Origin of the sequence: Amycolatopsis sp. NPDC004625 (genome assembly GCF_040609695.1) — a bacterium.
GTDB lineage: Bacteria > Actinomycetota > Actinomycetes > Mycobacteriales > Pseudonocardiaceae > Amycolatopsis.
This window is the reverse complement of the sequence record NZ_JBEXKX010000043.1, coordinates 44,840-71,620: the sequence shown is the minus strand read 5'-3', so window position 1 is coordinate 71,620 and position 26,781 is coordinate 44,840. Positions and strand designations below refer to the sequence as shown.

26 protein-coding genes are annotated in these 26,781 nt (G+C 70.5%); 9 read left to right on the top strand and 17 right to left on the bottom strand.

The genetic code is table 11. The features are described 5' to 3' along the window. Positions 1-325: 325 nt before the first annotated feature. Both ABZW17_RS36085 and ABZW17_RS36080 read right to left on the bottom strand, forming a co-directional pair. Positions 326-1,000 (bottom strand): Crp/Fnr family transcriptional regulator, encoded by a 675-nt coding sequence (locus ABZW17_RS36085; protein ID WP_003081747.1) that lies wholly within the window; start codon positions 998-1,000, stop codon positions 326-328. 149 nt (positions 1,001-1,149) lie between these two features. Beyond that, positions 1,150-1,401: a hypothetical protein gene (locus ABZW17_RS36080; protein ID WP_003081722.1), complete on the bottom strand. Its 252-nt coding sequence runs from the start codon at positions 1,399-1,401 to the stop codon at positions 1,150-1,152. Between the two features lie 226 nt (positions 1,402-1,627). On the opposite strand from ABZW17_RS36080, the gene nth reads away from it, so the two are divergent. The 4 genes from nth to ABZW17_RS36060 are packed head-to-tail and all read left to right on the top strand — an operon-like array spanning position 1,628 to position 4,785. Next, positions 1,628-2,311 (top strand): endonuclease III, encoded by a 684-nt coding sequence (gene nth, locus ABZW17_RS36075; protein WP_354824080.1) that lies wholly within the window; start codon positions 1,628-1,630, stop codon positions 2,309-2,311. Further along, the gene (locus tag ABZW17_RS36070) at positions 2,308-2,907 is read left to right on the top strand and encodes a TlpA disulfide reductase family protein (protein ID WP_354824078.1); all 600 of its coding nucleotides are present in this window, start codon (positions 2,308-2,310) and stop codon (positions 2,905-2,907) included. Before nth ends, ABZW17_RS36070 begins: the two co-directional genes overlap by 4 nt. After that, on the top strand, positions 2,904-3,596 hold the full coding sequence (locus tag ABZW17_RS36065) for a CoA pyrophosphatase (RefSeq protein WP_354824076.1): 693 nt from the start codon (positions 2,904-2,906) through the stop codon (positions 3,594-3,596). Before ABZW17_RS36070 ends, ABZW17_RS36065 begins: the two co-directional genes overlap by 4 nt. A gap of 4 nt (positions 3,597-3,600) precedes the next feature. Continuing rightward, positions 3,601-4,785 (top strand): MarP family serine protease, encoded by a 1,185-nt coding sequence (locus tag ABZW17_RS36060; protein WP_354824074.1) that lies wholly within the window; start codon positions 3,601-3,603, stop codon positions 4,783-4,785. On the opposite strand, the gene ABZW17_RS36055 is transcribed toward ABZW17_RS36060, so the two are convergent. Further along, entirely contained in the window at positions 4,782-5,663 is an 882-nt protein-coding gene (locus tag ABZW17_RS36055) for a GntR family transcriptional regulator (protein ID WP_354824072.1), read from the bottom strand. The two genes, ABZW17_RS36060 and ABZW17_RS36055, sit on opposite strands and share 4 nt — an antisense overlap. A 109-nt stretch (positions 5,664-5,772) precedes the next feature. On the opposite strand from ABZW17_RS36055, the gene ABZW17_RS36050 reads away from it, so the two are divergent. After that, positions 5,773-6,861 (top strand): FAD-dependent monooxygenase, encoded by a 1,089-nt coding sequence (locus ABZW17_RS36050; protein WP_354824070.1) that lies wholly within the window; start codon positions 5,773-5,775, stop codon positions 6,859-6,861. On the opposite strand, the gene ABZW17_RS36045 is transcribed toward ABZW17_RS36050, so the two are convergent. The 3 genes from ABZW17_RS36045 to nhaA are packed head-to-tail and all read right to left on the bottom strand — an operon-like array spanning position 6,848 to position 9,501. Further along, the gene (locus tag ABZW17_RS36045; RefSeq protein WP_354824068.1) at positions 6,848-7,771 is read right to left on the bottom strand and encodes an alpha/beta hydrolase; all 924 of its coding nucleotides are present in this window, start codon (positions 7,769-7,771) and stop codon (positions 6,848-6,850) included. The two genes, ABZW17_RS36050 and ABZW17_RS36045, sit on opposite strands and share 14 nt — an antisense overlap. A gap of 5 nt (positions 7,772-7,776) precedes the next feature. Further along, the gene (locus ABZW17_RS36040) at positions 7,777-8,271 is read right to left on the bottom strand and encodes a phage holin family protein (RefSeq protein WP_354824066.1); all 495 of its coding nucleotides are present in this window, start codon (positions 8,269-8,271) and stop codon (positions 7,777-7,779) included. Between the two features lie 42 nt (positions 8,272-8,313). Then, the gene (nhaA, locus tag ABZW17_RS36035) at positions 8,314-9,501 is read right to left on the bottom strand and encodes a Na+/H+ antiporter NhaA (RefSeq protein WP_354824064.1); all 1,188 of its coding nucleotides are present in this window, start codon (positions 9,499-9,501) and stop codon (positions 8,314-8,316) included. A 190-nt stretch (positions 9,502-9,691) separates the two neighbouring features. Here nhaA and ABZW17_RS36030 point away from each other — a divergent pair, with 190 nt between their 5' ends. After that, positions 9,692-11,149 carry a peptide MFS transporter gene (locus ABZW17_RS36030; protein ID WP_354824062.1) on the top strand — a complete coding sequence of 486 codons (1,458 nt, stop codon included), beginning with the start codon at positions 9,692-9,694 and terminating at the stop codon, positions 11,147-11,149. On the opposite strand, the gene ABZW17_RS36025 is transcribed toward ABZW17_RS36030, so the two are convergent. Continuing rightward, positions 11,146-11,874 (bottom strand): VIT family protein, encoded by a 729-nt coding sequence (locus ABZW17_RS36025; protein ID WP_354824060.1) that lies wholly within the window; start codon positions 11,872-11,874, stop codon positions 11,146-11,148. The genes ABZW17_RS36030 and ABZW17_RS36025 overlap by 4 nt on opposite strands. A 118-nt stretch (positions 11,875-11,992) precedes the next feature. Between ABZW17_RS36025 and ABZW17_RS36020 the strand changes: the two genes are divergently transcribed. After that, positions 11,993-12,346 (top strand): cupin domain-containing protein, encoded by a 354-nt coding sequence (locus ABZW17_RS36020; RefSeq protein ID WP_354824119.1) that lies wholly within the window; start codon positions 11,993-11,995, stop codon positions 12,344-12,346. Between the two features lie 55 nt (positions 12,347-12,401). On the opposite strand, the gene ABZW17_RS36015 is transcribed toward ABZW17_RS36020, so the two are convergent. From ABZW17_RS36015 to ABZW17_RS36005, 3 genes are all read right to left on the bottom strand, one after another. Next, on the bottom strand, positions 12,402-12,890 hold the full coding sequence (locus ABZW17_RS36015; RefSeq protein WP_354824058.1) for a DUF6319 family protein: 489 nt from the start codon (positions 12,888-12,890) through the stop codon (positions 12,402-12,404). A 142-nt stretch (positions 12,891-13,032) separates the two neighbouring features. Continuing rightward, the gene (gene acs, locus ABZW17_RS36010) at positions 13,033-15,015 is read right to left on the bottom strand and encodes an acetate--CoA ligase (RefSeq protein WP_354824056.1); all 1,983 of its coding nucleotides are present in this window, start codon (positions 15,013-15,015) and stop codon (positions 13,033-13,035) included. A gap of 100 nt (positions 15,016-15,115) precedes the next feature. Then, a complete protein-coding gene (locus ABZW17_RS36005) occupies positions 15,116-15,718 on the bottom strand; it encodes a GNAT family protein (RefSeq protein ID WP_354824054.1) in 603 nt (200 codons plus the stop codon). A 113-nt stretch (positions 15,719-15,831) separates the two neighbouring features. On the opposite strand from ABZW17_RS36005, the gene ABZW17_RS36000 reads away from it, so the two are divergent. Both ABZW17_RS36000 and ABZW17_RS35995 read left to right on the top strand, forming a co-directional pair. Then, positions 15,832-16,329: a phosphoribosyltransferase gene (locus tag ABZW17_RS36000; RefSeq protein WP_003081688.1), complete on the top strand. Its 498-nt coding sequence runs from the start codon at positions 15,832-15,834 to the stop codon at positions 16,327-16,329. Beyond that, entirely contained in the window at positions 16,322-17,044 is a 723-nt protein-coding gene (locus ABZW17_RS35995; protein WP_354824052.1) for an oxidoreductase, read from the top strand. Before ABZW17_RS36000 ends, ABZW17_RS35995 begins: the two co-directional genes overlap by 8 nt. On the opposite strand, the gene ABZW17_RS35990 is transcribed toward ABZW17_RS35995, so the two are convergent. The 7 genes from ABZW17_RS35990 to ABZW17_RS35960 form a co-directional block, all read right to left on the bottom strand. Further along, positions 17,041-18,138: a HoxN/HupN/NixA family nickel/cobalt transporter gene (locus tag ABZW17_RS35990; protein ID WP_354824050.1), complete on the bottom strand. Its 1,098-nt coding sequence runs from the start codon at positions 18,136-18,138 to the stop codon at positions 17,041-17,043. The genes ABZW17_RS35995 and ABZW17_RS35990 overlap by 4 nt on opposite strands. Before the next feature lie 46 nt (positions 18,139-18,184). Beyond that, positions 18,185-19,114 (bottom strand): N-acetylmuramic acid 6-phosphate etherase, encoded by a 930-nt coding sequence (locus tag ABZW17_RS35985; protein WP_354824048.1) that lies wholly within the window; start codon positions 19,112-19,114, stop codon positions 18,185-18,187. Positions 19,115-19,137: 23 nt separating this feature from the next. Beyond that, positions 19,138-20,139, bottom strand: a complete 1,002-nt coding sequence (locus ABZW17_RS35980; protein WP_354824046.1) for a MurR/RpiR family transcriptional regulator — start codon at positions 20,137-20,139, stop codon at positions 19,138-19,140. 211 nt (positions 20,140-20,350) lie between these two features. Next, positions 20,351-22,111 (bottom strand): serine hydrolase, encoded by a 1,761-nt coding sequence (locus tag ABZW17_RS35975; protein WP_354824044.1) that lies wholly within the window; start codon positions 22,109-22,111, stop codon positions 20,351-20,353. Positions 22,112-22,122: 11 nt separating this feature from the next. Beyond that, complete coding sequence (locus ABZW17_RS35970) at positions 22,123-23,379, bottom strand: DUF1343 domain-containing protein (RefSeq protein ID WP_354824042.1); 1,257 nt, start codon at positions 23,377-23,379, stop codon at positions 22,123-22,125. After that, on the bottom strand, positions 23,376-25,121 hold the full coding sequence (locus ABZW17_RS35965) for a glycoside hydrolase family 3 N-terminal domain-containing protein (protein WP_354824117.1): 1,746 nt from the start codon (positions 25,119-25,121) through the stop codon (positions 23,376-23,378). The genes ABZW17_RS35970 and ABZW17_RS35965 overlap by 4 nt, the downstream gene beginning before the upstream one ends. A 770-nt stretch (positions 25,122-25,891) precedes the next feature. After that, positions 25,892-26,722 carry an HAD family hydrolase gene (locus tag ABZW17_RS35960; protein ID WP_003081661.1) on the bottom strand — a complete coding sequence of 277 codons (831 nt, stop codon included), beginning with the start codon at positions 26,720-26,722 and terminating at the stop codon, positions 25,892-25,894. Between the last annotated feature and the right edge of the window lie 59 nt (positions 26,723-26,781).

Here is a 26,781-nt window from a genome sequence, read left to right as displayed (position 1 = left end):
GAGATGGTCTCGATCCGGTAACACTCACGATATTCTCTGTGAACTCCTGCAACGAAACGGCCCAGACGGCGTCCTTGAGAGTGAATGGCCTTGAATTCGTGGGTATGGGCCGTGATGGTTGAACAACAGCACAGAAAACCCAGCTCCCTCCGGCACACGGGTCGGGGCCTGGCCCGGAGGGCGGGGAGCGCGGATCGTCGGGGGATGGTCCGCGCAAACAACGAAGAGCCGGTGCGCCACGTCGGGGGTGGCGCCCGGCTCTTTGTTATGTGGCACAACGAAGGCCCCTCGGCGCGAGCCGAGGGGCCTTCGACGTAAGGGAGACTCAGCGAGCGCGGCGGGCCAGGCGCTCCGGGTCCAGGATCAGCACGCTCTTGCCCTCGAGCCGCAGCCAGCCGCGGTGGGCGAAGTCGGCGAGCGCCTTGTTGACGGTCTCGCGCGAGGCGCCGACGTACTGGGCGATCTCTTCCTGCGTCAGGTCGTGCGTGACCCGCAGCAGGCCCGCCTCCTGGCTGCCGAACCGCTGCGCGAGCTGCAGCAGCGCGCGCGCCACGCGGCCCGGGACGTCGGTGAAGATCAGTTCCGCGACCATGTTGTTCGTCCGGCGCAGGCGGCGCGCGACCACGCGCAGCAGCTGCTCGGCGATCTCCGGGCGGGTCGAGATCCACTGGCGCAGGGCCGGGCGGTCCATGGTGACCGCGCGGACCTCGGTGACCGTGGTCGCGCTCGACGTCCGGGGGCCGGGGTCGAAGATGGACAGCTCGCCGAACATGTCCGACGGGCCGAAGATGCCCAGCAGGTTCTCGCGGCCGTCCGGCGACTTGCGGCCGATCTTCACCTTGCCGGACTGGATGATGTACAGCTTGTCGCCGGGTTCGCCCTCGTTGAAGATGACGTGCCCGCGGGGGAACTCCACGGATTCCAAGGTCTGGGCCAGCGCCTCCGCCGCTGCCGGCTCAACACCCTGGAAAATGCCCGCACGGGCCAGGGTTTCGTCCACCTCGGGTGCCTCCTCGTCGAGAAACGTGCGCGCTCCCCCGGGGCTGGAGGAGCGTGACGCCGATCACTTGCGCGTCAGTCTAGGGCGTACTCCCGAGATCGCCCGTCGGACGCGCGGTCCGCCGAAACGATCTCGTTCGAACGTGGAGCCTAACTCCGCACGCGACGCGCGCGTAGCCTGGCTGCCCGTCCGCCCAGCCTACGGAGCCGGAACAGCTCCAGCGCGCGGCCGATGCCGTGCCCGTAGAGCGCCCTGACCTCGTTGGGCTGCGCCTGCTCGAGGAACTCTTCGACCTCGTTCTCCTGCACCGCGACGTGCTTCAGCCTGCTCTCGACGCGCTCCATGCCCAGCGCGAAGAACATGATCACCAAGGGGACCAGGATGACGAACCAGACGGTCATGACCGGACCCCGAAACACTCGATGGAAAGCATCTACTCCAGATCCTCGCTCATGGCGGCCGGAAAACGCGCCGAGGTGGTGCTCTGGCGTGTCGGTCGTCCACCGGTGCAGTCACCGGCTCGTCCGACGGCGCCCGTAGGCTATCGGGGTGCCACCTGCCACCACGAACGCCCCCCGTGAGGGCGCTGGTGAAAGCCGGTTAGCTCTGGTGAGACGCGCCAGGCGGATGAAGCGTTGCTTGGACGACGTGTATCCGGACGCCCACTGCGAGCTCGACTTCACCACACCGCTGGAACTGCTGGTCGCGGTCGTGCTGTCCGCACAGACCACCGACGTCCGGGTGAACCTCGTCACGCCCGCCCTGTTCAAGCGCTACCGGACCGCCGCCGACTACGCCGGCGCCGACCGCCCCGAGCTGGAGGAGTACCTCCGGAGCACCGGCTTCTACCGGGCCAAGGCGAACTCCGTCATGGGCCTGGGCGCGGCCCTGGTCGAGCGCTTCGACGGCGAGGTGCCGGGCAAGCTCGAGGACCTGGTCACGCTGCCGGGCGTCGGCCGCAAGACGGCCAACGTCGTCCTCGGCAACGCCTTCGACGTCCCGGGCATCACCGTCGACACCCACTTCGGCCGGCTGGTCCGCCGCTGGGGCTGGACGGCGGAGGACGACCCGGTCAAGGTCGAGCACGCGATCGGCGAGCTGATCCCCCGCAAGGAGTGGACGATGCTCTCGCACCGGGTGATCTTCCACGGCCGCCGCGTCTGCCACGCCAAGAAGCCGGCCTGCGGCGCCTGCCCGCTGGCCAGGGACTGCCCGTCGTACGGCACCGGCCCGACCGGGTTCGAGGAAGCCGCGAAGCTGGTCAAAGGCGAGGAAAAGGACCACATCCTGGCGCTGGCGGCGCCCCGGTGACGAGAGTCACCAAGTGGGCACTGGCCGCCGCCGTGCTGGCGGTGGCGCTGCTCGTCGCGCTGCTGCCGCGCGGTGGCCCGGACACCGCCGCGAAACCGGGTGAGGACCTCGCGCCGGCCCGGGCCGCGGCGGTCCTCCAGCCGTGCCCCGCGCCGGGGCCCGCGCAGCCGGTGAAGCAGCTCGAAGGCGTCACGGCGGACTGCCTCGGCGACGGCGCGAGCGTCGACGTCGGGAAGGTCCTCGCCGGGGCTCCGGCGCTGGTCAACGTGTGGGCGTCGTGGTGCGAGCCGTGCCGGACCGAACTGCCGGTGCTCCAGGAGTACGCGAAGCAGCCGGGTGCCGTGCGCGTGCTCGGCGTCCAGGTGCAGAGCCCGGCGAAGGACGGCCTGGACCTGCTGGCCAGGCTGGGCGTGCACCTGCCGTCGGTGTACGACGGGAACGGGCAGACCGGCCCGGTCCGGACCGCGCTGAAGGTGCCGCCGAGACTCCCGGCGTCCTACCTCGTCACCGCGGCCGGCGAGATCCGGTTCATCGCGAATCCACCCACCTTCGTGAACACTGACCAGGTGCGCGCGGCAGTCGAGGGGGCATCGTGATCGGACCACTTGTCGAACCCGAGTCGGTGCCCGAGTGGCTCCGGCCGCTGGTCAAGGTGAGCGGCGAGGTCGATTCGAAGACGTTCACCCGGTTCAGCCCGCCCCAGGACGCGTATCCGCGCCCGGCCGCGGTGCTCATCCTTTTCGGTGAACGCGAGGCCGACGGCGAGCCGGACGTCCTCCTGCAGCGCCGCGCCGACACGCTGGGCTCGCACGCCGGGCAGGTCGCCTTCCCGGGCGGCGGCGCCGAGGACGGCGACGGCGGCCCGATCGGCACCGCGCTGCGCGAAGCCGAGGAGGAGACCGGCGTGGTTCCGGCCGGCGTCCGGCCGGTCGCGGTGCTGCCGGAGCTGTTCGTGCCGGTGTCCGGGTTCGCCGTGACGCCGGTGCTGGCGCACTGGGCGGAGCCGTCGCCGGTGCACGCGGTCGACCCGGGCGAGACGGCGTCCGTCGCGCGCGTGGCCATCGCCGACCTGGCCGACCCGGCCAACCGGTTCACCGTGCAGAAGAAGGGCGCGCCCTGGAAGGGGCCGGCCTTCGAGGTCGGCGGCCTGTTCGTCTGGGGCTTCACGGCCGGGTTGCTGTCGGTTCTCCTGAGCCTGGGAGGCTGGGAGCGTGACTGGGACCCGGGCGACGTCCGGGACCTCGACGAGGCGCTGGCCGCGTTCCAGGCCCGCTTGGAGGAATGACACCGTGAACTGGGTCGATGTGCTGGTGCTGCTGCTGGCCGTGCTGGCGGCGGTGTCCGGCGCATACCAGGGCGTGATCATCGCGCTGCCGTCGCTCGTCGGCGTCGTGCTCGGCGCGGTCGCCGGCATCAAGCTCGCGCCGGTGGTGGTCTCGTTCTTCGACGACCCGGTCTGGAAGGTCGCCTTCGCGGTCGCGACGGTCGTCTTCCTGGTCGCCTTCGGCGAGGCGATCGGCGTCTACGTGGGCCGCCGGCTCCGGCAGAAGATCAACCCCGACCGGTTCTCCGGCATCGACAAGACGCTCGGCGCGGTCGTGCAGGCCCTGGTCGTCTTCGTGGTGGCGTGGCTGATCGCGACGCCGCTGACCACCGTGTCCGGCCTGCCCGGGCTGGCCAAGGCGATCAACGGCTCGGTGGTGCTCGGCAAGGTCAACGACGCCATGCCGGAGGCCGCCCAGGGCTTCCCGAGCCAGCTGCGCAAGCTGCTCGACGCGTCCGGCTTCCCGTCCATCGTGGACCCGTTCCAGAAGGCCCCGACGGCGGACACCTCGCCGCCGGACCCCGCGCTGCAGACCAGCGGGATCGTCCAGCAGCTGCACGGCAGCGTGGTCAAGATCCGCGGCACCGCCAGCTCCTGCTCGCGGTCGCTGGAAGGCAGCGGGTTCGTGATCTCGCCGCAGCGGGTGATGACGAACGCGCACGTCGTGGCGGGCACCGACACCGTCGGCATCGAAACGACGCAGGGCGACTACCCGGCCCGCGTCGTCTACTTCGACCCCGAGGTCGACATCGCGGTGCTCGCGGTCCCGCGGCTGCGGGCCCCGGCGCTGCCGTTCGCCCCGGAAACGGCGACGGCGGGCGACAGCGCGATCGTGCTCGGCTACCCGCTCGACGGCCCGTACCGCGCGACCCCGGCCCGCGTTCGCGGCCGGATCAACCTCCGCGGCCCGGACATCTACGAGGCGAACACCGTGCAGCGCGACGTCTTCACGGTCCGCGCCGAGATCCGCAGCGGCAACTCGGGCGGTCCGATGGTGACCCCGGACGGCAAGGTGATCGGTGTCGTGTTCGGCGCGGCGGTGGAGGACCCGGAGACGGGCTTCACGCTGACGGCCGAGCAGGTCCGCGCCGAGGTCGACGCGGCCCCGTCGCAGACGACGAACGTGTCCACCGGTTCCTGCGCGGCCTAACGCCCGAACCGCAGCGCGACGCCGTCCAGCAGCGCCCGCAGGCCCGACTCGAAGAGGTCGTCCAGGACGAGGTCGTAGCCGGTCTCCTCGAGCTCGCGGAGCATCTTGGCGAACACCGGGCGCCCGGTGGTCATCGGGCCCATCGAGGGGAGCTGGCGGTCCATCCACTCGTCCTCGGACAGCCCGGACGAGGCCAGCGCGTGCTGCTCGCGTTCGAGGTGGATCGCGATGCCCTGGACGTAGCTGAAGAACAGGACGTGCAGGTCGCAGAGGGTTGCCGCGTCGACGCCGAGCTCGGACAGCGCCGTCAGCGCCCACTCGCCGTGCAGGCCGAGGTTGCGCAGCGGCAGCGGCCGCGTGATCGGGCCCAGCTGGGCCAGCCACGGGTGCCGCCGGAACAGCGACCAGAGCGTGCGGCCGCCGAGCGTCAGCCGTTCGCGCCAGTCGCCCGACGGTTTCGCCGGGTAGCCGCGCTCGCCGAACGCGGCGTCGGCCATCAGCAGCACCAGCTCGTCCTTGCCCCGCACGTACCGGTACGGCGCCATCGCCGCGACGCCGAGGCGGGCCGCGACGCCGCGCATCGACAGCGCGCCGAGGCCCTCGGCGTCGGCGATCGCGATGGCGGTCCGCACGAGCTGTTCGCGGGTCAGCCCCCGCTGACCACCGCGGCGGTCGGGCCCGGCGACGACCGTGCCGGACCGCGGCTCGGCCCGGACGAGCCCTTCCTGGCTCAGCTGGGCCAGCGCCTTCGCCGCGGTCGCCAGCGCCACGCCGTGGTCGGCCGCGAGCCGGCGCGTCGACGGGACCCGCGCCCCCGGCGCGAGCTCGCCGCGCGCGATCCGCGCCCGCAGTTCGTCGGCGATGGCCACGTACTTCACGGCGGACTCCTGACCTAGTACAGCCAGCCATCTGTACTAGTACAGATGTGGCCGTCGAGCTGTGCTGACTCCAGTGTGGTGCGGACAAGCGTACGACTCTGGAGGACAAATGCGGAACATCCTGATCTCCGGCGCGGGTGTCGCCGGCGGCACCCTGGCCTGGTTCCTGGCGCGCGAGGGCTGGGCCGTGACCGTGGTGGAGCGCGCACCCGGCCCGCGCACCGGCGGCCAGGCGATCGACGTCCGCGGGGCCGCGCTCGACGTCGTCGACCGGATGGGCCTCGGCGAGCGGATGCGCGCAGTCCGCACCCGGATGCGCGGGATGTCCGTGGTGGACGGCGCCGGGCACGAGCTGTTCCGGTCCGAGGAGCACACCTTCAGCAGCGGGCGGCTCGACAGCGCGGACTTCGAGCTGTTGCGCGACGACGTCGTCGCGATCCTGGGCGAAGCACCCGGCGTCGAGTACGTCTTCGGCGACGCGATCACCGCGTTGACCGAAGAGGCGCACGGCGTGCGCGTCGAGTTCGAGCACGGCGGCTTCCGGACGTTCGACCTGGTCGTCGGGGCGGACGGCCTGCACTCGGCCGTGCGGCGGCTGGCTTTCGGGCCGGAGGAGGACTTCACCCGTCACCTCGGCCAGTACCTCGCGATCTTCCCGACGGCCAACTTCCTCGGCCTCGAGGACTGGCAGGTCTGGTTCCGGCACGAGCACACCGGCGGCGCGGTCTACCCGGTCCGCGGCAACACCGAGCTGCGGGTCACGCTGGGTTTCGGCTCGGAACCGCTGCCCCGGCTGAGTGTCCCGGAGCAGAAGCGGCTGGTCGCCGAGCGGCTCGCCGGTGTGGGCTGGGAGGTGCCGAAGCTGCTCGAAGCGATGGCCGCCGCGGACGTCTTCTACTTCGACGCCATGGCCCAGATCCACCTCGACCGCTGGTCGGCCGGGCGGGTCGTGCTGGTCGGCGACGCCGGCTACTGCGCGTCGGCGCTGTCCGGCCAAGGCACGAGCCTCGCGCTGGTCGGCGCGTACGTCCTCGCGCAGGAGCTCGGCCGGGCCGGCCACGAGGACGCTTTCGCGGCTTACGAAACGCGGATGCGGCCGTTCGTCGCGCTCAACCAGGCGCTCGCCACGGAGAACGCGGAAGGTCCGGCGCCGGAGGAGTCGGTCGAGCGGGCGAAGAACGCCATCAGTCTCGCTTGAGGAACTCCACCAGGGCCGCCGACGTGCGGTCCGGGGCCTCGAGGTGGGGGAAGTGCCCGACGCCGGACCAGATCTCCGGTTCGGCGTGCGGGCCGGCCCAGCGCACCGACGCCGTCGCCGTTTCGGGCAGGATGCAGGTGTCCTCGGCGCCGTGCAGCTGCAGCGTCGGCGCCGCTATCCGGGTGCCGACGGCGTCGGTGAAGCGGCGGCCTTCGCCGCGGAACTGGGCGCGGAACGCCCACCGGTAGTACTCGAGCGCGCTGTGCGCGACGCCGGGCACGAGCATCGCCTGCCGGAACGCGTCGACGCTGTCGTCGAAGTCCGGGGTGGACCGCCAGCGGCGGCCGGCCCAGCCGCCGAAGAGGTCCTCGACGGCCCGGGCGTCGTCCTTCACGAGCCACTTCTCCGGCGCCATCGGCACCTGGAAGCGGAAGAGGTGCCCGGCCGCGCGGCCCTGGCCGCGCCACGGGCGGACCGACGAGCGCAACGCGAGCGGGTGCGCGGCGCCGATCGCCGTCACCGACGACACGAGCCGCGGGTGCAGCGCCGCGACCGTCCAGGCGAGCAGGCCGCCCCACGCGTGCCCGGCGAGGTGCGCTCGGCGCGCCCCGAGCGACTTGATCAGGCCGCCGACGTCACCGGCGAGCGTCCACGCGTCGTAGCCGCGGGGCGGCTTGTCCGAGTCGCCGTAGCCGCGCAGGTCGACGGCGACCGCGCGGAACCCGGCGTCGGCCAGGGCCCGCAGCTGGTGGTGCCAGGTCCACCAGAACTCGGCGAACCCGTGCAGCAGCACCACGACCGGCCCGTCGCCGAGCTCGGCGACGTGCAGGCGGATGCCGTTCGCGGACACGTCTCGGTGAACCCACGGGCCGTCGAGCCGGACGATCGACGGGTCGGGGGACGCGTGCAACGAACTCAGTCGCGCGTGGTCGTCAAGTCGCCTTCGGACGCGCGCTGCGGCTTGAGCGCGGCGGCGGTCTCCTTGACGCTGGCGATGGTCCGTTCCGGTGCCTTGAACTTCTTCACCTTGCGGTAGCCGAGGAACCCGGCCACGCCCGCGACGAGCAGCATCAGGAAGAACACGATGCCGAACGCGATCCAGCGGTAGCGCAGCCACTGGGCCAGCCCCTCGGCCGCGAAGAAGAACAGGAAGAACGTGCTGTACAGGAAGACCGTCAGCGCGATCAGGAAGAAAACGGCCCCCTTGAGGCCCTTCTTCACCTCGCCGACGAGCTCGGACTTCGCGAGCTCCATCTCGGCCCTGACCAGGGTGGAGATGTGCTGCGTCGCGTCGCCGACCAGGCGGCCGATCGACTGGTCGCCGGGGACGTCGGCGGCGGAGGACAGCGGGAGGTAAGGCACGGCCCCCACGCCGTCGGGACCGGTGCGCTCGTGTTTGGGGCTGCTCACCGGGTCATCGTGCCATGTGTCCCCAAACCGGGCGCGGCGGCGTCACAGTGTGTCGGAGATTTGCGCGTGAACCTTGCTACGACGGAGTAGCAAGGCCGCCGCCAGCAGGGACGCCGTCGCCGACGCGATCAGCACCGCGGTCTTGGCCAGTTCGCTCGCGTCACCCGGCAGCGCCAGCTCCGCGATCAGCAGGCTGACCGTGAACCCGACCCCGCCGAGCACCGACAACGCGGCTATGTCCCGCCAGCCCGTCCCGCGTGGCTTCTCCGCCGCGCCCAGTTTCACCGCGAGCGCGCTGGCGCCGAGGATGCCGACGACCTTGCCGCCGAGCAGCCCGGCCAGCACCGCGAGCGGCAGCGCGGTCGTGAAGACCGCGCCGAGCGCGTCGGCGTTGACCGAGATCCCGGCCGCGAACAGCGCGAACACCGGTACGGCCACCGCCGCCGACCACGGCTGCAGCCGGTGCTCGAGCCGCAGGGCCGGGGCCTCGGCCTCGCCGTCGTCGGCGCGGACGCGGGTGAGCAGGCCCAGCGCGACGCCGGCGATCGTGGCGTGGATGCCGGCCGAGTGCACCGCGACCCAGGTGACCAGCGCCAGGGGGACGTACAGCCACGGCGTCCGGACCCGCCGGTGCTGCAGGAACGCGTACAGCGCGAGCGCCACGACGGCGACGGCCAGCGCGACCAGGTCGAAGCCGGTCGTGAACAGCACGGCGATGACGATGATCGCGCCGAGGTCGTCCACCACGGCCAGGGAAAGCAGGAAGACGCGTGCGCTCGAGGGCAGGTTCGACGCGGTCAGGGCCAGCACGCCGAGGGCGAACGCGATGTCCGTGGCGACCGGGATCGCCCAGGCCCGTTCGATCCCCGGCGTCCCCCAGCCGACGCCCAGCGCGACGAGCGCCGGCACGACCATGCCGCCGAGCGCGGCGATCACCGGCAGCACCGCCTGCTTGAGCCGGGACAGCTCGCCGACGACGAGTTCGCGTTTGAGCTCCAGCCCGGCGACGAAGAAGAACAGGGCGAGCAGGCCGTCCGCGGCCCAGTCGCCGATCGTCAGGTTCAGGTGCAGGAACTCCGGGCCGAGCCGGAAGTCGCGCAGCGCGTGGTAGCTGTCCCGCAGCGGCGAATTGGCCCAGAGCAGCGCGACCGCCGTCGCGCCGAGCAGGATGAACCCGCCGGTCGTCTCGGTGCGCAGGTAACGGGCGAATTCGCTCAACGGGCGGGACATCGGGGCGGCTCCTGGGGTCGCTGATCACTGTTGCCGACCAGACTTCCCGGCGCACCTTGACGATATTTTAATCCGTCGTCGTCACCCGCCGTTATGGCCGCCGCCACACGGGGTGTCGGTGGTGGGTAACCAGCTGGGCTCCTAGCATGCCAAGGGACAACGAAGTCCCTCGACAAGGAAGACGACAGTTGTGAGCACCTCCACCGAGGTCCAGCAGGACACGAGGTTCTTCGGGCACCCACGAGGGCTGGCGAACCTCTTCGGCGTCGAGTTGTGGGAGCGCTTCTCCTACTACGGGATGCTCGGCATCCTCGCGCTCTACCTCTACCGCACGGCCGCCGAAGGCGGTCTCGGCCTGCCGCAGGAAGACGCCCTCGGCATCGTCGGCGCCTACGGCGGCCTCGTCTACCTCTTCGCCGTGGTCGGTGCCTGGGTCGCCGACCGGCTGCTCGGTTCGGAGCGGACGCTGTTCTACAGCGCCGTGCTGATCATGATCGGCCACATCAGCCTGGCGGTGCTGCCCGGTCTCGCCGGCGTCGGCGTGGGCCTCGCCTGCGTCGCGGTCGGCAGCGGCGGGCTGAAGGCCAACGCGACGGCGATCGTCGGCACTCTCTACAGCGCCGGCGACGAGCGGCGCGACGCCGGCTTCACGATCTTCTACATGGGCATCAACCTCGGCGGGTTCGTCGGCCCGCTGCTGGTGGGCTGGGCGCAGCAGGACGTCGGGTTCCACCTCGGCTTCGGCCTCGCCGCGATCGGGATGGCGCTCGGGCTGGTCCAGTACACGCTCGGCCGCAAGAACCTCGGCGAAAAGGCCAAGGTGGTACCGGACCCGCTGCCCGCGTCCCGGCGGCTGCTCGCCGTGGGCGTCGCGCTGGTGCTGGTCGCGGCCGTCCTCGCGCTGCTGCTGACCGGTGTCGTCAACCCGGGCAACCTGGCCGACGTCGTGGTGTGGGTGGTCGGGGTGATCTCGGTGGCCTACTTCGCGCTGATCCTGAGCAGCCGCAAGATCACCTCGGACGAGCGCAGCCGGGTCTTCTCGTTCATCCCGATGTGGATCGCCAGCGCGGTGTTCTTCTCCCTCTACCAGCAGCAGTTCACGGTGGTGACGGTGTACGCCGACCAGCGGCTGAACCGCGACCTGTTCGGCTGGGAGATGCCGGTTTCCTGGGTCAACTCGGTCAACCCGGTGTTCATCATCGTGTTCGCGCCCCTGCTGGCCGCGTTGTGGACCAAGCTGGGCGAGCGCCAGCCGTCGACGCCGACGAAGTTCGTCATCGGCACCGTGCTGATGGGGGCGGCGTTCCTGCTGTTCCTGCCCATGGTCGGCAGCGGCAAGAACGCGAGCCCGCTCCTGGCCCTGGTCGGCATCCTGTTCGTCTTCACGATGGCCGAACTGTGCCTGTCCCCGGTGGGGCTGTCCCTGTCGACGAAGCTCGCGCCGGCGGCGTTCCCGACGCAGATGGTGGCGCTGAACTTCCTGTCGGTCTCCTTCGGCACGGCGATGTCCGGCAAGCTCGCCGAGTACTACTCCGTGGACAGCGAAGCGCCGTACTTCAGCACGGTCGGCGGGGTCGCGATCGGCGTCGGCGTGCTGCTGTTCCTGGGCATCCCGTTCATCCGCAAGCTGATGAAGGGCGTGCACTAACCCACGGTGACCCCGAAGAGGACACCGACGAAGTAGGTCACCACCATCGTGAGGGCGCCGACGCCGACGTTGCGGAGGATCGCGCGCCCCACGTTCGCGTCGCCGAGCCTCGCGCTGACCCAGCCGGTCAGCGTGAGGCCGACGACGACCGCGGCGGCGCACGCCCACACCCGCAGGGAGACGCCGGCCCAGGCGATCGAGAGGATCGGCAGCAGCGCTCCGACCGAGAACGCGAGTAGCGACGCCCACGCGGCCTGCCACGGGCTGGTCAGGTTGTCCGGGTCGATGCCGAGTTCGGCTTCGGCGTGCGCCTGCAGGGCATCCTTTTCGGTCAGTTCGCGGGCGACCCGGCCGGCCAGTTCCGGTGACAGGCCCTTGTCCTCGTAGATCTGGGCGAGTTCGCGCTCCTCGGCCTCGGGCATCGTCTTGAGCTCCTGCTTTTCCAGCCGGAGCAAGGCCTGTTCGGTGTCGCGCTGGGTGCTGACGGAGACGTATTCCCCGCCGGCCATGGAAAAGGCGCCGGCGACGAGCCCGGCGATTCCGGCGGTGAGGATCGTGGTGCTTTCCGTGGTCGCCCCGGCGACGCCGACGACGATGCCGGCGACGGACACGATGCCGTCGTTCGCCCCGAGCACCCCGGCCCGCAGCCAGTTCAGCTTCCCGCCCACGCCCTGGTGCGGTTCGTGCGCGTGCTCCACGGCGTCACCGTCGATCGTCTCGGTCACCGGACCAGTGAAACACGGAAGCGGAATGGTGGCGAGACTTGGTCTTTTTGTCAGGTGCGCCTAAATAACGACTGCCTTACCTAAGCCGTCCTGTGTGGACTCTCAGCCGTTCCGGGTCATGATGGGGAGCATGGACGAGCAGGTGTGGCAGCCGCTGGCCACGGTGGAGGGCCTCCCACTGCGCGGCGGCGAGGGCCGCTTCCGGCTGCTGGAGCGTGCCTCCAGCGGCCTGGCCTACCTGATCCACTACCCGGCGGGGGTGTCGTCACCCCCGCATTCGCACGACCACGACTCGATCGTCTACGTGCTGTCGGGCCGCCTGCGGGGTGCGGTCGAGGGGGTGGAGGCCGTCCTCGAACCGGGCGATTCGGTGGTGCACCCGCGCGGGGTGTCCCACCATGTGGCGGCGCTGACGGACGCGATGTGGGTCGAGTTCAAGTCCCCGCTGCCGAACCGGCCCCCGATCGCGTGAAAAGCGGAAACGCCCGGCCCGCGCGAAGCGGACCGGGCGTTTCCTGGAGTGAAGCTCAGGCGTCCAGCTCGGCGAGGGCCTGCTTGGCCTTCTCGAGCTCGGCCTCCAGCGCCGCGACCTTCGCCGCCTGCGCCTCGCGGGCCTGGTTGATCACCTCGTCGATCGGGCCGGACAGGTCCGCGTGCAGCTCCTTGGCCGCGCGCGACACCGCCGCCGCGGGGATCTCCAGGCCCTTCGCGACCCACTTCGAGCCGTTCTTCAGCTCGGCCTGCCACTCGCCGTCGGCGGTGCCGGTGACCGTGAGGGTCAGCTCGACCGTGCGGGTCTTCTTGGCCGTCGACGCCGTCGCCGCGCCCTTCGGGCGGCCGCGCTTCGGCTTCGGGGCCTCCTCGGCGGCGGGCTCGGGCGAGCCTTCCGAAGAGGGGGCCGGGGACGCGGACTCGGACTCGGTCGCCTCGTCGGCGGGAACCTCCGAAGCCGGAACCGGAGCGGAAACCGGAGCCGAAGCCGTTTCCTCGTCGTGCGTCAGGACATCCACGGTCATCGTCGTGTCGTCTCCTTGCCCGGGAAGTGGGTGTGGTTCGCGGCACAGCGTAGAACATGCGTTCGAGTCGTGCCACACGGGGTGTCATGACAGAGCCCTCCCGGCGCGAAGCCGGAAGGGCTCTGACGGCGAGAACGCTAGCTCACTCCTCCGACTTGCCCGACTTCAGGCCCGACGAGATCAGGTCCATCACCGACGAGTCGGCCAGCGTGGTCACGTCGCCGACCTGCCGGTTCTCCGCGACGTCACGCAGCAGGCGGCGCATGATCTTGCCCGAGCGCGTCTTCGGCAGCTCCGGCACGACCATGATCTGCCGCGGCTTCGCGATCGGCCCGATCTCCTTGGCGACGTGGTTGCGCAGCGCCTGGATGGCCTCCTCGCCGCCGTCGACGGCGTTGCCGCGCAGGATCACGAACGCCACGATGCCCTGGCCGGTCGTCGGGTCGGTCGCGCCGACGACCGCGGCCTCGGCCACCGTCGGGTGCGAAACGAGCGCCGACTCGACCTCGGTCGTCGAGATGCGGTGGCCGGACACGTTCATCACGTCGTCGACGCGGCCCAGCAGCCAGACGTCACCGTCGTTGTCGTACTTCGCGCCGTCGCCGGCGAAGTAGAAGCCCTGGTCCTTGAAGCGGGACCAGTAGGTGTCGCGGAAGCGCTCTTCGTCGCCCCAAACGCCGCGCAGCATCGACGGCCACGGCTTGTCGAGCACCAGGTACCCGCCGCCGCCCGGGCCGACCTCGACGCCCTGGTCGTCGACGACCTTCGCGGAGATGCCCGGCAGCGCCTTCTGCGCCGAGCCCGGCTTGGTCGAGGTGACGCCCGGCAGCGGCGAGATCATGATCGCGCCGGTTTCGGTCTGCCACCAGGTGTCGACGATCGGGGTCTTGCCCGCGCCGATGTTCTCGCGGTACCAGATCCACGCCTCGGGGTTGATCGGCTCGCCGACCGAACCCAGCACCCGCAGCGACGACAGGTCGTACTTCTCGGGGATATCCGCGCCCCACTTCATGAACGTGCGGATCAGCGTCGGCGCCGTGTAGTAGAGGGAGACCTTGTACTTCTGGACGATCTCCCAGTGCCGCCCCTCGTGCGGCGTGTTCGGCGTGCCTTCGTAGACGACCTGCGTGACGCGGTTCGCGAGCGGGCCGTACACGATGTAGCTGTGGCCGGTGATCCAGCCGATGTCCGCGGTGCACCAGTAGACGTCTTCGCCGGCCTTGTGGTCGAAGACGTTGTGGTGCGTGTACGCCGTCTGCGTCAGGTAGCCGCCCGAAGTGTGCAGGATGCCCTTCGGCTTCCCGGTCGTGCCGGACGTGTAGAGGATGAACAGCGGGTGCTCGCTGTCGAAGGCTTCGGGAGTGTGCTCTTCGGACTGTCCGTCGACGAGCTCGTGCCACCAGAGGTCGCGGTCGTCGGTCCACGGCACGTCGCCTTCGAGCTTGTCGCCCGTGCGCTTCACGACGATGACCTTCTCGACGGTTTCGGCACCTTCGAGCGCTTCGTCGACGTTGGCCTTCATCGGCGCGGCCTTGCCGCGGCGGAACTGGCCGTCGGAGGTGATCACGATCTTCGCGGCGGCGTCGTCGACGCGGGCCCGCAGCGCCGTCGGGGAGAAGCCGCCGAAGACGACGTTGTGCAGCGCGCCGATCCTCGCGCACGCGAGCATCGCGAAGATGGCCTCGGGCACCATCTGCAGCTGGATCGCCACGACGTCGCCCGCGGTGACGCCGAGGGACGCGAGTGCGTTGGCGGCCTTGGAAACCTCGGTCTTCAGCTCGGCGTAGGTGATGTCCCGGGTGTCACCCGGCTCGCCGACCCAGTGGATCGCGACCTGCTCGCCGTGGCCGGACTCGACGTGCCGGTCGACGCAGTTGTAGGCGACGTTCAGCTTGCCGCCGACGAACCACTTCGCGAACGGCGCATTGGTCCAGTCCAGTACCGTGGTCCACTTCGTGTCCCACGTCAGCCGCTCGGCCTGCTTCGCCCAGAACGCTTCGCGATCGGCGTCCGCTTCGGCGTAGAGATCGGCCTTCGCATTGGCCTGAGCAGCGAAATCATCGCCAGGCGGGAAGGTGCGGCTCTCGGTGAGCAGGTTGTCCAGGGCGGGGGACTGCTCGGTCATGGTTGCAAGGCCTCCTGTAGTGCGCCGACATGACGGCTAGCGGCACGCTAGCGACGTTAGTCCGCCTTGTAAAAGGTTGCACCCACGTTGCCCGGCCGGTTCACCGTGCCAGGCGAGCCCCGGTGACTAAGCGTTCGCTCAGCCGTGCCTTCGCGGCAGGCCATTCCGGTACCAGCATCGAGTAGGTGACGGTGTCGCGCGACGAGCCGTCCGGCCGGATCCGGTGCGCCCGCAGGACGCCTTCGCGAAGCGCGCCAAGCCGTTCGATGGCGCGTTGCGAGCGGAGGTTGCGGATGTCGGTCTCCCACGAAACGCGTTGCGCGCCAAGGGTTTCGAACGCGTGCGTGAGCAGCAGCAGCTTCGACTCGGTGTTCAGCCCGGTGCGCTGCCAGTCCGCGCCGATCCACGTGTGCCCGATCGAGAGGATCCGGTGCGCTTCGACGACCTGGTAGTACGACGTCGTACCGGCGACCCGGCCGGAGGTGACGTCGATCTGCGCGAACGCCCGGCGCGCGGGGTCGGCGAGCGCCTGCTCGACCATCCGCTCCGCGGCGGGAAGATCCCCCGGCTGCCGGATGCTCAGCCACGCCCAGATGCCCGGGTCGGCGCCGGCCTCCAGCAGGCCCTTGGCGTGCTCGGGGGACAGCGGCTCCAGGCGGACGTGCTCGCCGGACAGGGTCGGTCGGGTGCTCCACTCGCTCACGTGATCACTGTAGATCGGCCAGTGGCTGCTCCGGATAGCCAATTTCCGAGCGTTTCCAGGGACCACTTGCGCGTTGCCTATGCTCGGCGGACCACGACGGAAGGGCGGGCTCGATGGCCGAGGAGCGGGAAGAGCTGAGCTGGGAGCTGTTCGGCACGGCGAGCCGTGAACTGGCTCACACCATCGCCGACGACGGCTTCGCACCCGACCTCATCCTGTCCATCGCCCGCGGCGGCCTGTTCGTCGCCGGCGCCCTCGGCTACGCGCTCGACGTGAAGAACCTGCACGTGATGAACGTCGAGTTCTACACCGGCGTCGACCAGCGCCTCGACCTGCCGGTGATGCTGCCGCCGGTGCCCAACGTCGTCGACCTGACGAGCAAGAAGGTGCTGATCGCCGACGACGTCGCCGACACCGGCGCCACGCTCAAGCTGGTCCGCGACTTCTGCCTCGAGCACGTCGCCGAGGTCCGCTCGGCCGTCGTCTACGAGAAGCCGCATTCGACGGTCAAGTGCGAGTACGTCTGGCGGCACACCGACCGCTGGATCAACTTCCCGTGGTCGGTCCTGCCGCCCGTGGTCTCCCGCGAAGGCCAGGTCCTCGATGCCTGATCCGCTGAAGCCCCTCCTCGACCTCGAAGGCGTCGCGGCGGCGGCGAAGTCCGCCCAGGACGCCGTGTTCGCGGTCCACCGCCTCCCGGCGAACCTCCGCGGCGGCGCGGCGACGGCGGCGGAAGCGTCCGTGCGGGCCGCCCGCGCGTCCGCCGGCATCGAGGGCGCGAACCCGGAACTGCCGGCCGACGGCGCGGTCGCCGACCCGGTCCTCGCGGGCGCCCTGCGCGTCGCGGAGACCCTCGAAACGCTGCTGCCGACGTGGCGCCGCGCACCGCTGCAAGCCTTGGCGCGCTTGCACGTTCTCGCCGCGGCCGACCTCGTCGACGACGCGGATGCGTTGGGACGGCCGCATTCCGGCGGCGGCCGGCTCGAGCTGCTGGCCCAGCTGGTGACCGGGGCGACGTCGGTGCCGGGGCCGGTCCTGACGGCGGTCGTGCACGGGGAACTGCTGGCGCTCAAGCCGTTCGGCACCGCGGACGGCGTCGTCGCGCGCGCGGCCGCCCGGCTGACGATGGTCGCGACCGGGCTGGACCCGAAGTCGTTGAGCGTCCCGGAAGTGACGTTCTTCCGCCGCGTCCCGCGTTATCTCGAAGCGGCGGAAGGCTTTGCGGGTGGGACGCCCGAGGGCGTACGCGCGTGGCTGCTCTTCTGCTGCGAAGCGTTCGAGGCCGGTGCGCGCGAAGCTAAGTCCATTTCGGACGCGGCCTCCTAACCGGACAGCTTCGCCGACCACTTCTCTTCGATCCGCCCGAACCGCCACACGGCCAGCGCGACGACCCACGTCAGCACGAACAACCCGACGATCCCGAACCCGACGTAGTCCAGGTCGACCGACGCGATCGCGGCCAGCGGCCCGGACGTGATGTCCAGCTTCTCGGCGAGGATCGACACCAGCTCGATGGTCCCGATCAGAAGCGCCACCGCGACCGACAACGCGGTCACCGTGAGGTTGTAGAAGATCTTGCGCACCGGCTTCGCGAACGCCCAGCCGTAGGCGAAGTTCATGAAGCAGCCGTCCACGGTGTCGAACAGGGTCATCCCGGCGGCGAACAGGACCGGCAGCACGAGGATCGCGTACCACGGCAGCGCGAACGTCGCCGCGCCCGCGGCCAGCACGAGCAGCCCGATTTCGGTCGCGGTGTCGAAGCCCAGGCCGAACAGCAGCCCGACCGGGTAGATGTGCCACGGCTTGCGCACGGCCTTCGTCGCGCCGCGCAGCAGCCGGTTCAGCACGCCGCGGTTGTCCAGCTGGCGCTCGAGCGCGGCCTCGTCGAACTCGCCGCGGCGCATCTGCCTGAAGACCCGCAGGATCCCGGCCAGCACCACGAGGTTCAGGATCGCGATCACGTACAGGAACACCCCGGACACCGACGTCCCGATCAGCCCGGTGGTCTGGTGCAGCGCCGAGCCGTCGTCCTCGACCTGCCCGGCCAGCGCCCGGACGCCGAGCGACAGCAGCAGGCACAGCGCGAACACGATCGTCGAGTGCCCGAGCGAGAACCAGAACCCGACCGACAGCGGCCGCCGGCCGTCGGCCATCAGCTTGCGCGTGGTGTTGTCGATCGCGGCGATGTGGTCCGCGTCGAAGGCGTGCCGCATGCCGAGCGTGAAGGCGGTGACGCCCAGCCCGATCCCGAACACCCCGGACGTGCCCAGCGCGTAGTGGTGCGGCGCGACGAACGCCGTGAGCACGCCCCAGCCCACGACGTTCAGCAGCAGGATGAACCCGGCCATCCCACCGACCGACACCCACTCGCGACGCGACAGCCCACGCCGCGAGTCCTCCGTCGTACCCGCCATCGCCATCCGCCCTTCCTCATCTGAGAGGTTAGACAGATGAGCAGATGAAGGTCTAGCTCGCGCGCACCCTGAGAGTGTCCAAAGCCTTGCGAACGTGCCCACCGGACGCGTGCAACGCCTTGGCCGCGCTCTTCACATCCTCCCCGGACAGCAGGTGCACCAGCGCCACCTTGAGGTCGCCCCCGGCCTCGGTGAGCGCGTCCGAGCAGTCCGCCATCGTCATGCCGGTGGCTTCCTGCAGGATCCGGATGGTCCGGCCGCGCAGCTTGGCGTTGGTGGCCCGCATGCTGACCATCAGGTTCGAGTAGGTCCGGCCCAGCTTGATCATCGTCGCCGTGGAGAACGACGTCAGGATCATCTTCTGCGCCGTGCCCGCCTTCATCCGGGTCGAGCCGGCGATCGCCTCCGGGCCGGTGTCGACGGCGATCAGCACGTCCACCCCGGCCGGCTTCGCGGCCTTGGCGTTGCCCGAGACCAGCCCGGTCCGGGCGCCCTGGCGCGACGCGGCCAGCAGCGCGCCCAGCACGTACGGCGTCCTGCCCGACGCCGTCAGCCCCAGCACGAAGTCGCCGGGCTGGACCATCGCGGCCATCTCGGCCGCGCCCGCCGCCGAGTCGTCCTCGGCGTTTTCGACGGCGTGACGCAGGGCGCGCTCGCCGCCGGCGTGGTGCGCGATGAACCAGTCGCCCGGCACGTTGAACGTCGGCACCAGTTCGGCCGCGTCCAGGGTGGCCAGGCGCCCGGACGTGCCCGCCCCGACGTAGTGCACCCGGCCGCCCGCCCGCAGGGCGTCGACCGCGTAGTCCACGGCGCGCGCCACCTGGGGCAGCACCGCGGCGACGGCACCGGGGACCGTGCGGTCCTCGGCGTTGATCGCGCCCAGGATCCCCGCGGTGGACATCAGGTCGATGTCCTTGGTGCGGGGATTGCGGGTCTCGGTCGGCGAATCGACGTGCACCGCCTGCATGGGGACGGTCATCATGCGCCTCACTTTTTCTCCGGGCATTACTTGCCGGTTTCCCGCGGACGGCGACGACCGTCCGGCCTGACCCCCAAGCGGTGCGAGCCGACGGCGTCCCTGGTCGCGTCCAGGGCGCTGACCGACGCGTCCATGTGCCGCTGCGCGACGCCGATGAACAGGCAGTCGATGACGGTGAGCTGGGCGATGCGGCTCGCCGTCGCCCCCGAACGGAACGTGGTTTCCCGGGCCGCGGTCGTCAAAACGTGGTCGGCGACCTCGGTGATCGGGGACCGCGGGAAGTTCGTCACGGCGATGGTGATCGCGCCGTGCTCGCGCGCCACGCGCAGCGCCTCGACGGTGTCGGTGGTCGCGCCGGTGTGCGAGACGCCGATCGCGACGTCACCGGGGCTCAGCACCGCGGCCGAGGTGAGCATGATGTGCGTGTCCGACCACGAGAAGCACACGCGGCCGATGCGGTGCAGCTTCTGCTGCAGGTCGGCGGCGACGAACGCGCTGGCGCCCACGCCGTAGACGTCCACCCGGCCGGCGCTCGCGACGACCTCGATCACCCGCTCCAGGGTGGCGACGTCGAGCTGGTCCGCCGTCTCCTCGACCGCGCGCGCGTCGGCGAAGCTGACCTTGCCGATCACGGCGGCCAGGTCGTCCTCCGGGCCGATCTCGCCGCCGAGGTTGCGCGTGGTGCGCGCCTCGGTGCGCGCGGTGTCCGCGGCCAGCGCGATGCGCAGCTGCGGGTACCCGCCGACGCCGACGGCCTTGCAGAACCGCGTCACCGTGGTCTCGCTCGTGTTGGCGGCCAGGGCCACCTCGGTGATGCTGCGCCGCGCCACCGACGCGGGGTCTTCCAGCACCACCTTGGCCACGCGCTGCTCGGCGCGGGCCAGGCCGGGGAGCAGGGACCGGATCCGCACCAGCGGGCTGGAGTCGGCGTCACGCACGGTCGGCTGGACCGATACGGGCTCGGACTGTGCCGTGCCGATTACGGATTCGGTATCACTCACCGTCGGAAAGTTACTAACCGTTGGCATCTGCGACAAGGCTACCCACACCCTTCGGTCGGATCGCAACCCGTCCGTGTCTGCGGATCTGGATTTGCGATTAATCACTGACCAGAAAGTCGCCAACAGGGTCAACCTTGTTAACGAGGTCAAGCTAACGACTTGGCAACTTAGTGTCGCGGTGCAAGCGGCAAGCGGACGGTAAATTCGAGCGTCCGGTCGACGGTGGGCAACCAGGCGGTCACCGAGAGCTCAACTGCCAACCCTCTGCGACGAAAACCGCGGGGTCTCGTTCACCGTCGAGGAGTGATCGGCCGCTCTCGGTGACTTTCACACCGTCCACGGAAACTCCCCGGCCCGTGTAACTCGGGTCGGTGCTGTAACGCCAGCGCAGGCTCACCGCCGCGCCCTGCGGCAGCGTGCCCACCGCCCGCCACCAGGCGCGGTGCCCGTGTCCGGAGAGCGACGTCACAGCTCCGGAGGGTGCCCCCGGCCCGGATACCGATAACGCGATCGGTTGCCAGTTAACGCCGTCGGTGCTGGCCTGCAGCTGAAGTGGATCACTCGGGCCTTCGGTATCCACGAAGGCGGCGAACGAGACGCGCGCCTGATCACTTTGCGTGGTGAACGGCCGGGTGCTCAGCGTAGCGACGCCGGCGTTACCCAGGGTGCTCGTCCAGGCGTCCTTCCCGACGACCGGCCGCACGGCCATCGCCCTGGCCAGCGACGTCGCCCACACCTGGCGGGCGGTGTTGATCGAGCCCCAGTTCCGGGTCGGGTGCACCCGGTTGGTCAGCAGGATCGCGAACGAGCGCGACTCCGGGTCGATGACCAGCGTCGTTCCGGTGAACCCGGTGTGCCCGGCGGTCACCGGCGACGCCAGCGCACCCATGTACCAGGGCTGGTCGAGCTCGAAGCCGAGGCCGTGCGCGTCGTCGGGGAACTGCTGGTTGTAGTTCGTCAGCATCATCTGCCGGACGGTGTCCTCGCGGAGGATCCGGTGCCCGCGGTAGCTGCCGCCGTTGAGCATGGTCTGGGCGAGGACGGCCATGTCGTTCGCGGTGCTGAACACCCCGGCGTGCCCGGCGACACCGCCCAGCGACCAGGCGTTCTCGTCGTGGACGCTGCCGCGCACCATCCCGCGGGGCGGGTTCGCCTCGAACTCGGTCGCGGCGACACGGGCCAGCTTCGCCGCGGGCGGGTTGTAGCCGGTGTCGGCCATGCCCAGCGGCGCGGTGATCCGGTCGTGGACGACCTTGTCGAGGGGCTGCCCGGTCAGCTTCTCGACGATGAAGCCGAGGGTCAGCAGGTTGATGTCCGAGTAGAGGTACGTCGTGCCCGGCTTGTTCTTCAGCGGGCTGTCCAGCACGGCCTGCCGGCGCGACGGGATGTCCGGGTAGCCCGCCCACAGCGACGGGATCGGGTCGGCGTCGAACCCGGAGACGTGCGTGAGCAGCATCTTGACCGTGATGGCGGCCTTGTCGCCGGTCGCGAACTCCGGGAAGAACTTCGACACGGGCGTGTCGATGGTCAGCTGCCCGCGTTCGGCCAGCTGGAGGACGGCGATCGAGGTGAACAGCTTCGAGATCGACGCCATGTCGAAGATGGTGTCGTTGCGCATCGGGACCTGCTGGTCGGCGGGCAGTTCGGTGCCCTGGGCGTCGGCGTACCGCAGCGCCCCGCCGACGGCGTACCGGTCGACCACCACGCCGTCGTGCGCGAGCAGGCCCACCGCGCCGGAGAAGTGCGGGTGCCCGGTGGCGTCCGGCTTCGTCCAGCTCGCCAGGAAGTCCTCGGCCGCCTTCATCGGCGCCGGATCCAGGTTGACGTCCTGCGGGCGGCCGTCGCGCAGCGTCGTCCACGGCGGGGCGAACCCGTGCTGCGGCCGGTCGAAGCGCCCGGCCGCCGGATCGTGGCTCGTGATGGCGCCGGCTCCCGAAGTCAAGGTGGTCAGCGCGACCAGCACTCCGGTGGCCGCGACGAGGACCTTCCTAGCACGCATGAGTCTCCCCCTCAGCGGTAGAGCAGGTAGCGACGACGTTTCCGGTCGAACTCGGCCAGCTCGGCCCGCCAGGCCCCGGTGACCTCGTCGACGCCCGCACCGGCGTCGACCATGGTCCGCAGGCGATCGGAGCCGGAGAGCTTGTCGATGTAGTTGTCGGGGCGCCAGGCGAAGACGTCCGGGTGCAGCGCCTTCGCCGTGACGAGCATGGCGACCGCGGTCCGGATCGCGTCGAAGGCCCGCGGGTCCTCGACGCTCACCTGCACGCCCCCGCAGGTCTGGTTGACGAACTTGCTGAACGTCGGGACGAAGTAGGTCTCGCGGAACTTCGCCCCGGGCAGCCGCTCGGCTTCGAGCTTCTCGCGCCAGCGCCAGTCGAGCCCCGGCGCGCCGATGATCTCGAACGGCCGGGTCGTGCCGCGGCCCTCGGAGAAGACCGTGCCTTCGAACATCCCGGTGCCCGGGTAGACGAGCGCGGTGTCCGGCGTCGGCATGTTCGGGCTCGGGAGCACCCAGTTCAGCCCGGTCCGCGCGAAGAGCGTGTCGCGCTGCCAGCCGCGTACCTGGACGACCTCGAGCTGGAGTTTTTCGTCCGGCAGGAACTCCCCGGCGAAGAAGCGGGCGAGCTCGCCGACGGTCATGCCGTGCTGCTGGGCGATGGGTTGTCTCCCGATCCCGGAGGCGAACTTCGGGTCGAGCACCGGCCCGGCCGCGCGGCCGCCGAGCGGGTTCGGCCGGTCGAGCACGACGAGGGCCGCGTTCGCCTTCGCGGCGGCGGCCATCGCGGTGTAGAGCGACCAGATGTAGGTGTAGAAGCGCGCGCCGACGTCGGCGATGTCGAACACGACCGTGTCGACGCCGGCCTTGGTGAACAGCGAAGCGAGCTTCGTGACGTCGACGCCGTACGCGTCGTACACCGGGACGCCGGTCCTCGGGTCGGTGTAGTCGCCCTCGGACCCGCCGGCCTGCGCGCTGCCGCGGAAGCCGTGCTCGGGCCCGAAGGCCGCGACCGGCTTGACACCGGCCGCGACCATCGAGTCGACGATGTGGTCGCCGTTCAGCAGCACGCCGGTCGGGTTGGACAGCACGCCGAGCTTGCGGCCCTCGAAGGTGCGCCAGCCCTGTGCGGCCAGCTGCTCCGCGCCGGTGAGGACGCGGCCGTGGCTTTCGGTCTGCTCCGGCTGTGCCCCGGCCACGGCGGAGCCGCCCGCCAGAGCCGGGACGGCGAGCGCGCTCGCGCCGAGGAAGTGGCGCCGGTTGAGGTTCACCAGGTCAGCCCGTGGCCGAACGGGTACTTCACGGTCTGCAGGTCGGCCCCCGCCGGGATGTCGACGGGCAGCTTCCCGACCGGTTTCGTCTCGCCGAGGATGACCTTGGCCAGCGCTTCGAGGGTCGGCGTGATGTAGCCGTAGGTGGCCAGCCAGGTCTTCACGGTGGTCGGGTAGCCGGCGTCGTACGGGATCTGCGCGGCGACCGCGACGACCGGCTTGCCGGTGGCCTGGAGGGCGTCGAGCAGCTTGGTCTGCCGGGGGAAGGCGCCGACGTTGTTGGTCAGCACGACGACCAGGTCGGCGGCCCCGGCGTTCGCGACGGCCTGCGCGATCTGGGCGTCGGTCGGGGCCTGGCCGGTCTGGTAGGCCGTCGCGGCGGTGCCGTGGGCCGTCAGCTTCTGCGCGAGGGACGCCGTCGTGGAGACGCCCCAGCCGGTGACGAGCGCGGTCGCGGGCTTCTGCGTCAGCGGCAGGACGCCGGCGTCGTTCGCGATGGCCGTGATGCCGCGGTCGGCGATGTCCTGCGCGGTCTTGAGGCTCGACGGCGTGCCGACCGTCTTCATCACGCGGTTCGGGTCGACGAAGGGCGAGAACAGGATGCCGCGCTCGAACTTCAGCTTCAGCACGCGCAGCACGCTCTGGTCGATCCGCCACATCGGGATGTCACCGGACCTGACGGCGGCCAGGACCGCGTTGATCGCGACGTCGAGGTGCACCGGCATCAGCAGCTGGTCGACGCCGGCCTTCAGCGCGAGGACGGGGATTTCGGCGTCGCTGTGCATCTCGCGCACGCCCTGCATCTCGAGGGAGTCGGTGATGACGACGCCGTTGTAGCCGAGCTCGCCCCGCAGCTTGCCGGTGACGATCGGCTTCGACAGCGTCGCGGGTTCCAGCGACGGGTCGAGGCTGGGGAACTGGATGTGCGCGGTCATGATCGAGTCGATGCCGGCCTTGATGGCGGCCTTGAACGGCGGCACGTCGATGTCGCGCCACGCCTGCTCGGTGCGGTCGATCCGCGGCAGGCCGGTGTGGCTGTCGGTGGCGGCGTCACCGTGGCCGGGGAAGTGCTTGGCCGTCGCGGCGACGGTCTTCGTGGGCAGGTCGGCGTCCTGGTAGCCCTTGACCTCGGCGGTGACGAACTGGCTCGCGAGGCCGGGCTGCCCGGCGAACGAGCGCACCCCGATGACCGGGTTGGCCGGGTTCGAGTTGACGTCCGAGTCGGGCGCGAAGTCCTGGTTGATCCCGACGGCCCGCAGTTCGTGCCCGAGGATCGTGGCGGCCTTGGTGGCCCGGCTCGGGTCCCGCCCGGCCGAGATGGCCATCGAGTTCGGGAACTCGGTGGCCGGCGCGCCCATCCGGGTCACGGTGCCACCCTCCTGGTCGGCCCCGATCTGCAGCGGGATGTGCGCCCCGCTGCCGACGGCGGCCTGCTGGAGGCCGTTCGAGAGCTTCGCGACCTGGACGGGGTCGTCGAAGTTGTCGCGCGTGTCGTTGTTGAAGTAGATGACCCCGCCGAGGTGGTACTTCCGGATGACCTGAGCCGGGGTGTCGACGCCGAAGTCGGCCTGGTTCTTGGGGTTGACCTCGTCGGCGGTCTTGCCGTTCACCCAGGTGACGAACAGCTGCCCGACCTTCTGCTCGAGCGTCAGCCCGCGCAGCGCCTGCGTCGCCGCGGCTTCCGCGCTCACCGCGGGTGAGCTCGCCGCGGTCGCGACACCCACACCGGTGAGGGCGAGCACCCCCGCAACGGGCAGGGCGAGCGCATGGAACCTCCGATTTCGGGTCGTCACGACCAGCCTCCCAGAAAGTAGCGGGCGCCGGTCGGGACGTCAGAAGTCCACTCGGAGGCGCCAGTATCGGGAAGCTACTCACCGAATCCGGCGCTGTCCATCGACCGACCGCGCGAACGCGCCAGTCGTACCCGGATCGGTAGAAAGGCCCGGCCACCTGCGGCCGAACGAGTGAAACCCCCAGTTCCGCCCCCCTAACGCGTGATGCCCCTCCAGTCACGCGTGATGCCCCGTCAATCACGGCCGATGCCCGGCTGGTCACACGTGATGCCCGATTCCGCACGTAGGCCCGCGGTGCCGACCCCCCCAATAGACGAGGCGGCGCCCGTAGCCAATGGCCACGGGCGCCGCCTGCAGAGCGCGAACTTCTCGGGCGACCAAGCGTGCAACTCTGGTCGTACCTACATGGACTCGGCGTGTGGCGTCCCACTACGCAGTCCCTAGACGACGAGCCTCCCGCGGCGCGCTGCGCGTGGGTACCCGGAGTCCGCGCACGGAGGTTTGCCGGGGTGGAACAGGCTTCTCTTCTACCTGCTCCCTGGCCGACCGAACGTCCGCACCTACTTTCTACGCCGTGAGCCCGGTCACTTCAAGTGCGCGTACGGGTGCACCGGTACAGAGGCTGGATCGGGTGACATCGGCACCCTGCGCGACGGACAATTCGGGGCTGGGCCAAGCAAAGTCGCAGCCGTACGGCCGTGTGGGTGGCGGCCGTGCGGCTATCGGGACCGTCGGCGACGGCTGAGGCCGTACCAGGTCGCGCCGGCGGCCACCGCGCCGACGCCGAGCGCCACGATTCCCGCCGATCGGGTGGGGATCCGGGTCCGCAGCGACATCGGCCGCTCGAAGGCCAGGATCGGCCAGCCGCGGTCGAGGGCCTCCCGCCGCAGGAGCTTGTCCGGGTTGACCGCGTGCGGGTGCCCGACGACCTCGAGCAGCGGGATGTCGGTGCTCGAATCCGTGTACGCGAAGCACTCGGCGAGGTCGTAACCGTGCGTGGCGGCGAGCTGCTTCGCGGCGACGGCCTTGTTGGCGCCGTAGCAGTAGAAGTCGACTTCGCCGGAGTACCGGCCGTCGACGATCTGCATCCGCGTGGCGACGCTCCGGTTCGCCCCGAGCATCTCCGCAACCGGCGCGACGACCTCCTCGCCGGTCGCCGACAGCACGATCACGTCGTGCCCGTCCGCGCGGTGGCGCGCGATCAGCTCCGCGGCCTCCGCGTACACGAGCGGGTCGACGACGTCGTGCAGCGTCTCGCGCACGATCGCGGAAACCTGCGCGACGTCCCAGCCGGCGCACAGCGCGGAAACCTCGGCGCGCAGGCGTTCGGTCTTGTTCTCGTCGGCGCCGGCGAGTGAGAACACCAGTTGCGCGTACGCACTCCGCAATGCGGCGCGGCGGTTGATCAATCCTTCTTTGAGCAAGGGTTTGCTGAACGCCAACGCGCTCGAGGAAGCGATGATCGTCTTGTCCAGGTCGAAGAACGCGGCCACCGCGTGCTCCGGGCCCGGCTTCCGGATGCGCGACGGCGCGCTGCTCGGTTCGGCCACCCGCCCAGGATAGGAGCTTGATCGAGGCACGTCCCGTTGATCCACCACGCGCGCGTCGC

Excerpts from the sequence above, each read along its gene's own strand:
- ABZW17_RS36080 (WP_003081722.1), bottom strand. The coding sequence starts at position 1,401 with ATGACCGTCTGGTTCGTCATCCTGGTCCCCTTGGTGATCATGTTCTTC.
- nth (WP_354824080.1), top strand. The coding sequence starts at position 1,628 with ATGAAGCGTTGCTTGGACGACGTGTATCCGGACGCCCACTGCGAGCTC.
- ABZW17_RS36050 (WP_354824070.1), top strand. The coding sequence starts at position 5,773 with ATGCGGAACATCCTGATCTCCGGCGCGGGTGTCGCCGGCGGCACCCTG.
- nhaA (WP_354824064.1), bottom strand. The coding sequence starts at position 9,501 with ATGTCCCGCCCGTTGAGCGAATTCGCCCGTTACCTGCGCACCGAGACG.
- ABZW17_RS36020 (WP_354824119.1), top strand. The coding sequence starts at position 11,993 with ATGATGGGGAGCATGGACGAGCAGGTGTGGCAGCCGCTGGCCACGGTG.
- ABZW17_RS36015 (WP_354824058.1), bottom strand. The coding sequence starts at position 12,890 with ATGACCGTGGATGTCCTGACGCACGACGAGGAAACGGCTTCGGCTCCG.
- acs (WP_354824056.1), bottom strand. The coding sequence starts at position 15,015 with ATGACCGAGCAGTCCCCCGCCCTGGACAACCTGCTCACCGAGAGCCGC.
- ABZW17_RS36000 (WP_003081688.1), top strand. The coding sequence starts at position 15,832 with ATGGCCGAGGAGCGGGAAGAGCTGAGCTGGGAGCTGTTCGGCACGGCG.
- ABZW17_RS35995 (WP_354824052.1), top strand. The coding sequence starts at position 16,322 with ATGCCTGATCCGCTGAAGCCCCTCCTCGACCTCGAAGGCGTCGCGGCG.
- ABZW17_RS35990 (WP_354824050.1), bottom strand. The coding sequence starts at position 18,138 with ATGGCGATGGCGGGTACGACGGAGGACTCGCGGCGTGGGCTGTCGCGT.
- ABZW17_RS35985 (WP_354824048.1), bottom strand. The coding sequence starts at position 19,114 with ATGATGACCGTCCCCATGCAGGCGGTGCACGTCGATTCGCCGACCGAG.
- ABZW17_RS35980 (WP_354824046.1), bottom strand. The coding sequence starts at position 20,139 with ATGCCAACGGTTAGTAACTTTCCGACGGTGAGTGATACCGAATCCGTA.
- ABZW17_RS35975 (WP_354824044.1), bottom strand. The coding sequence starts at position 22,111 with ATGCGTGCTAGGAAGGTCCTCGTCGCGGCCACCGGAGTGCTGGTCGCG.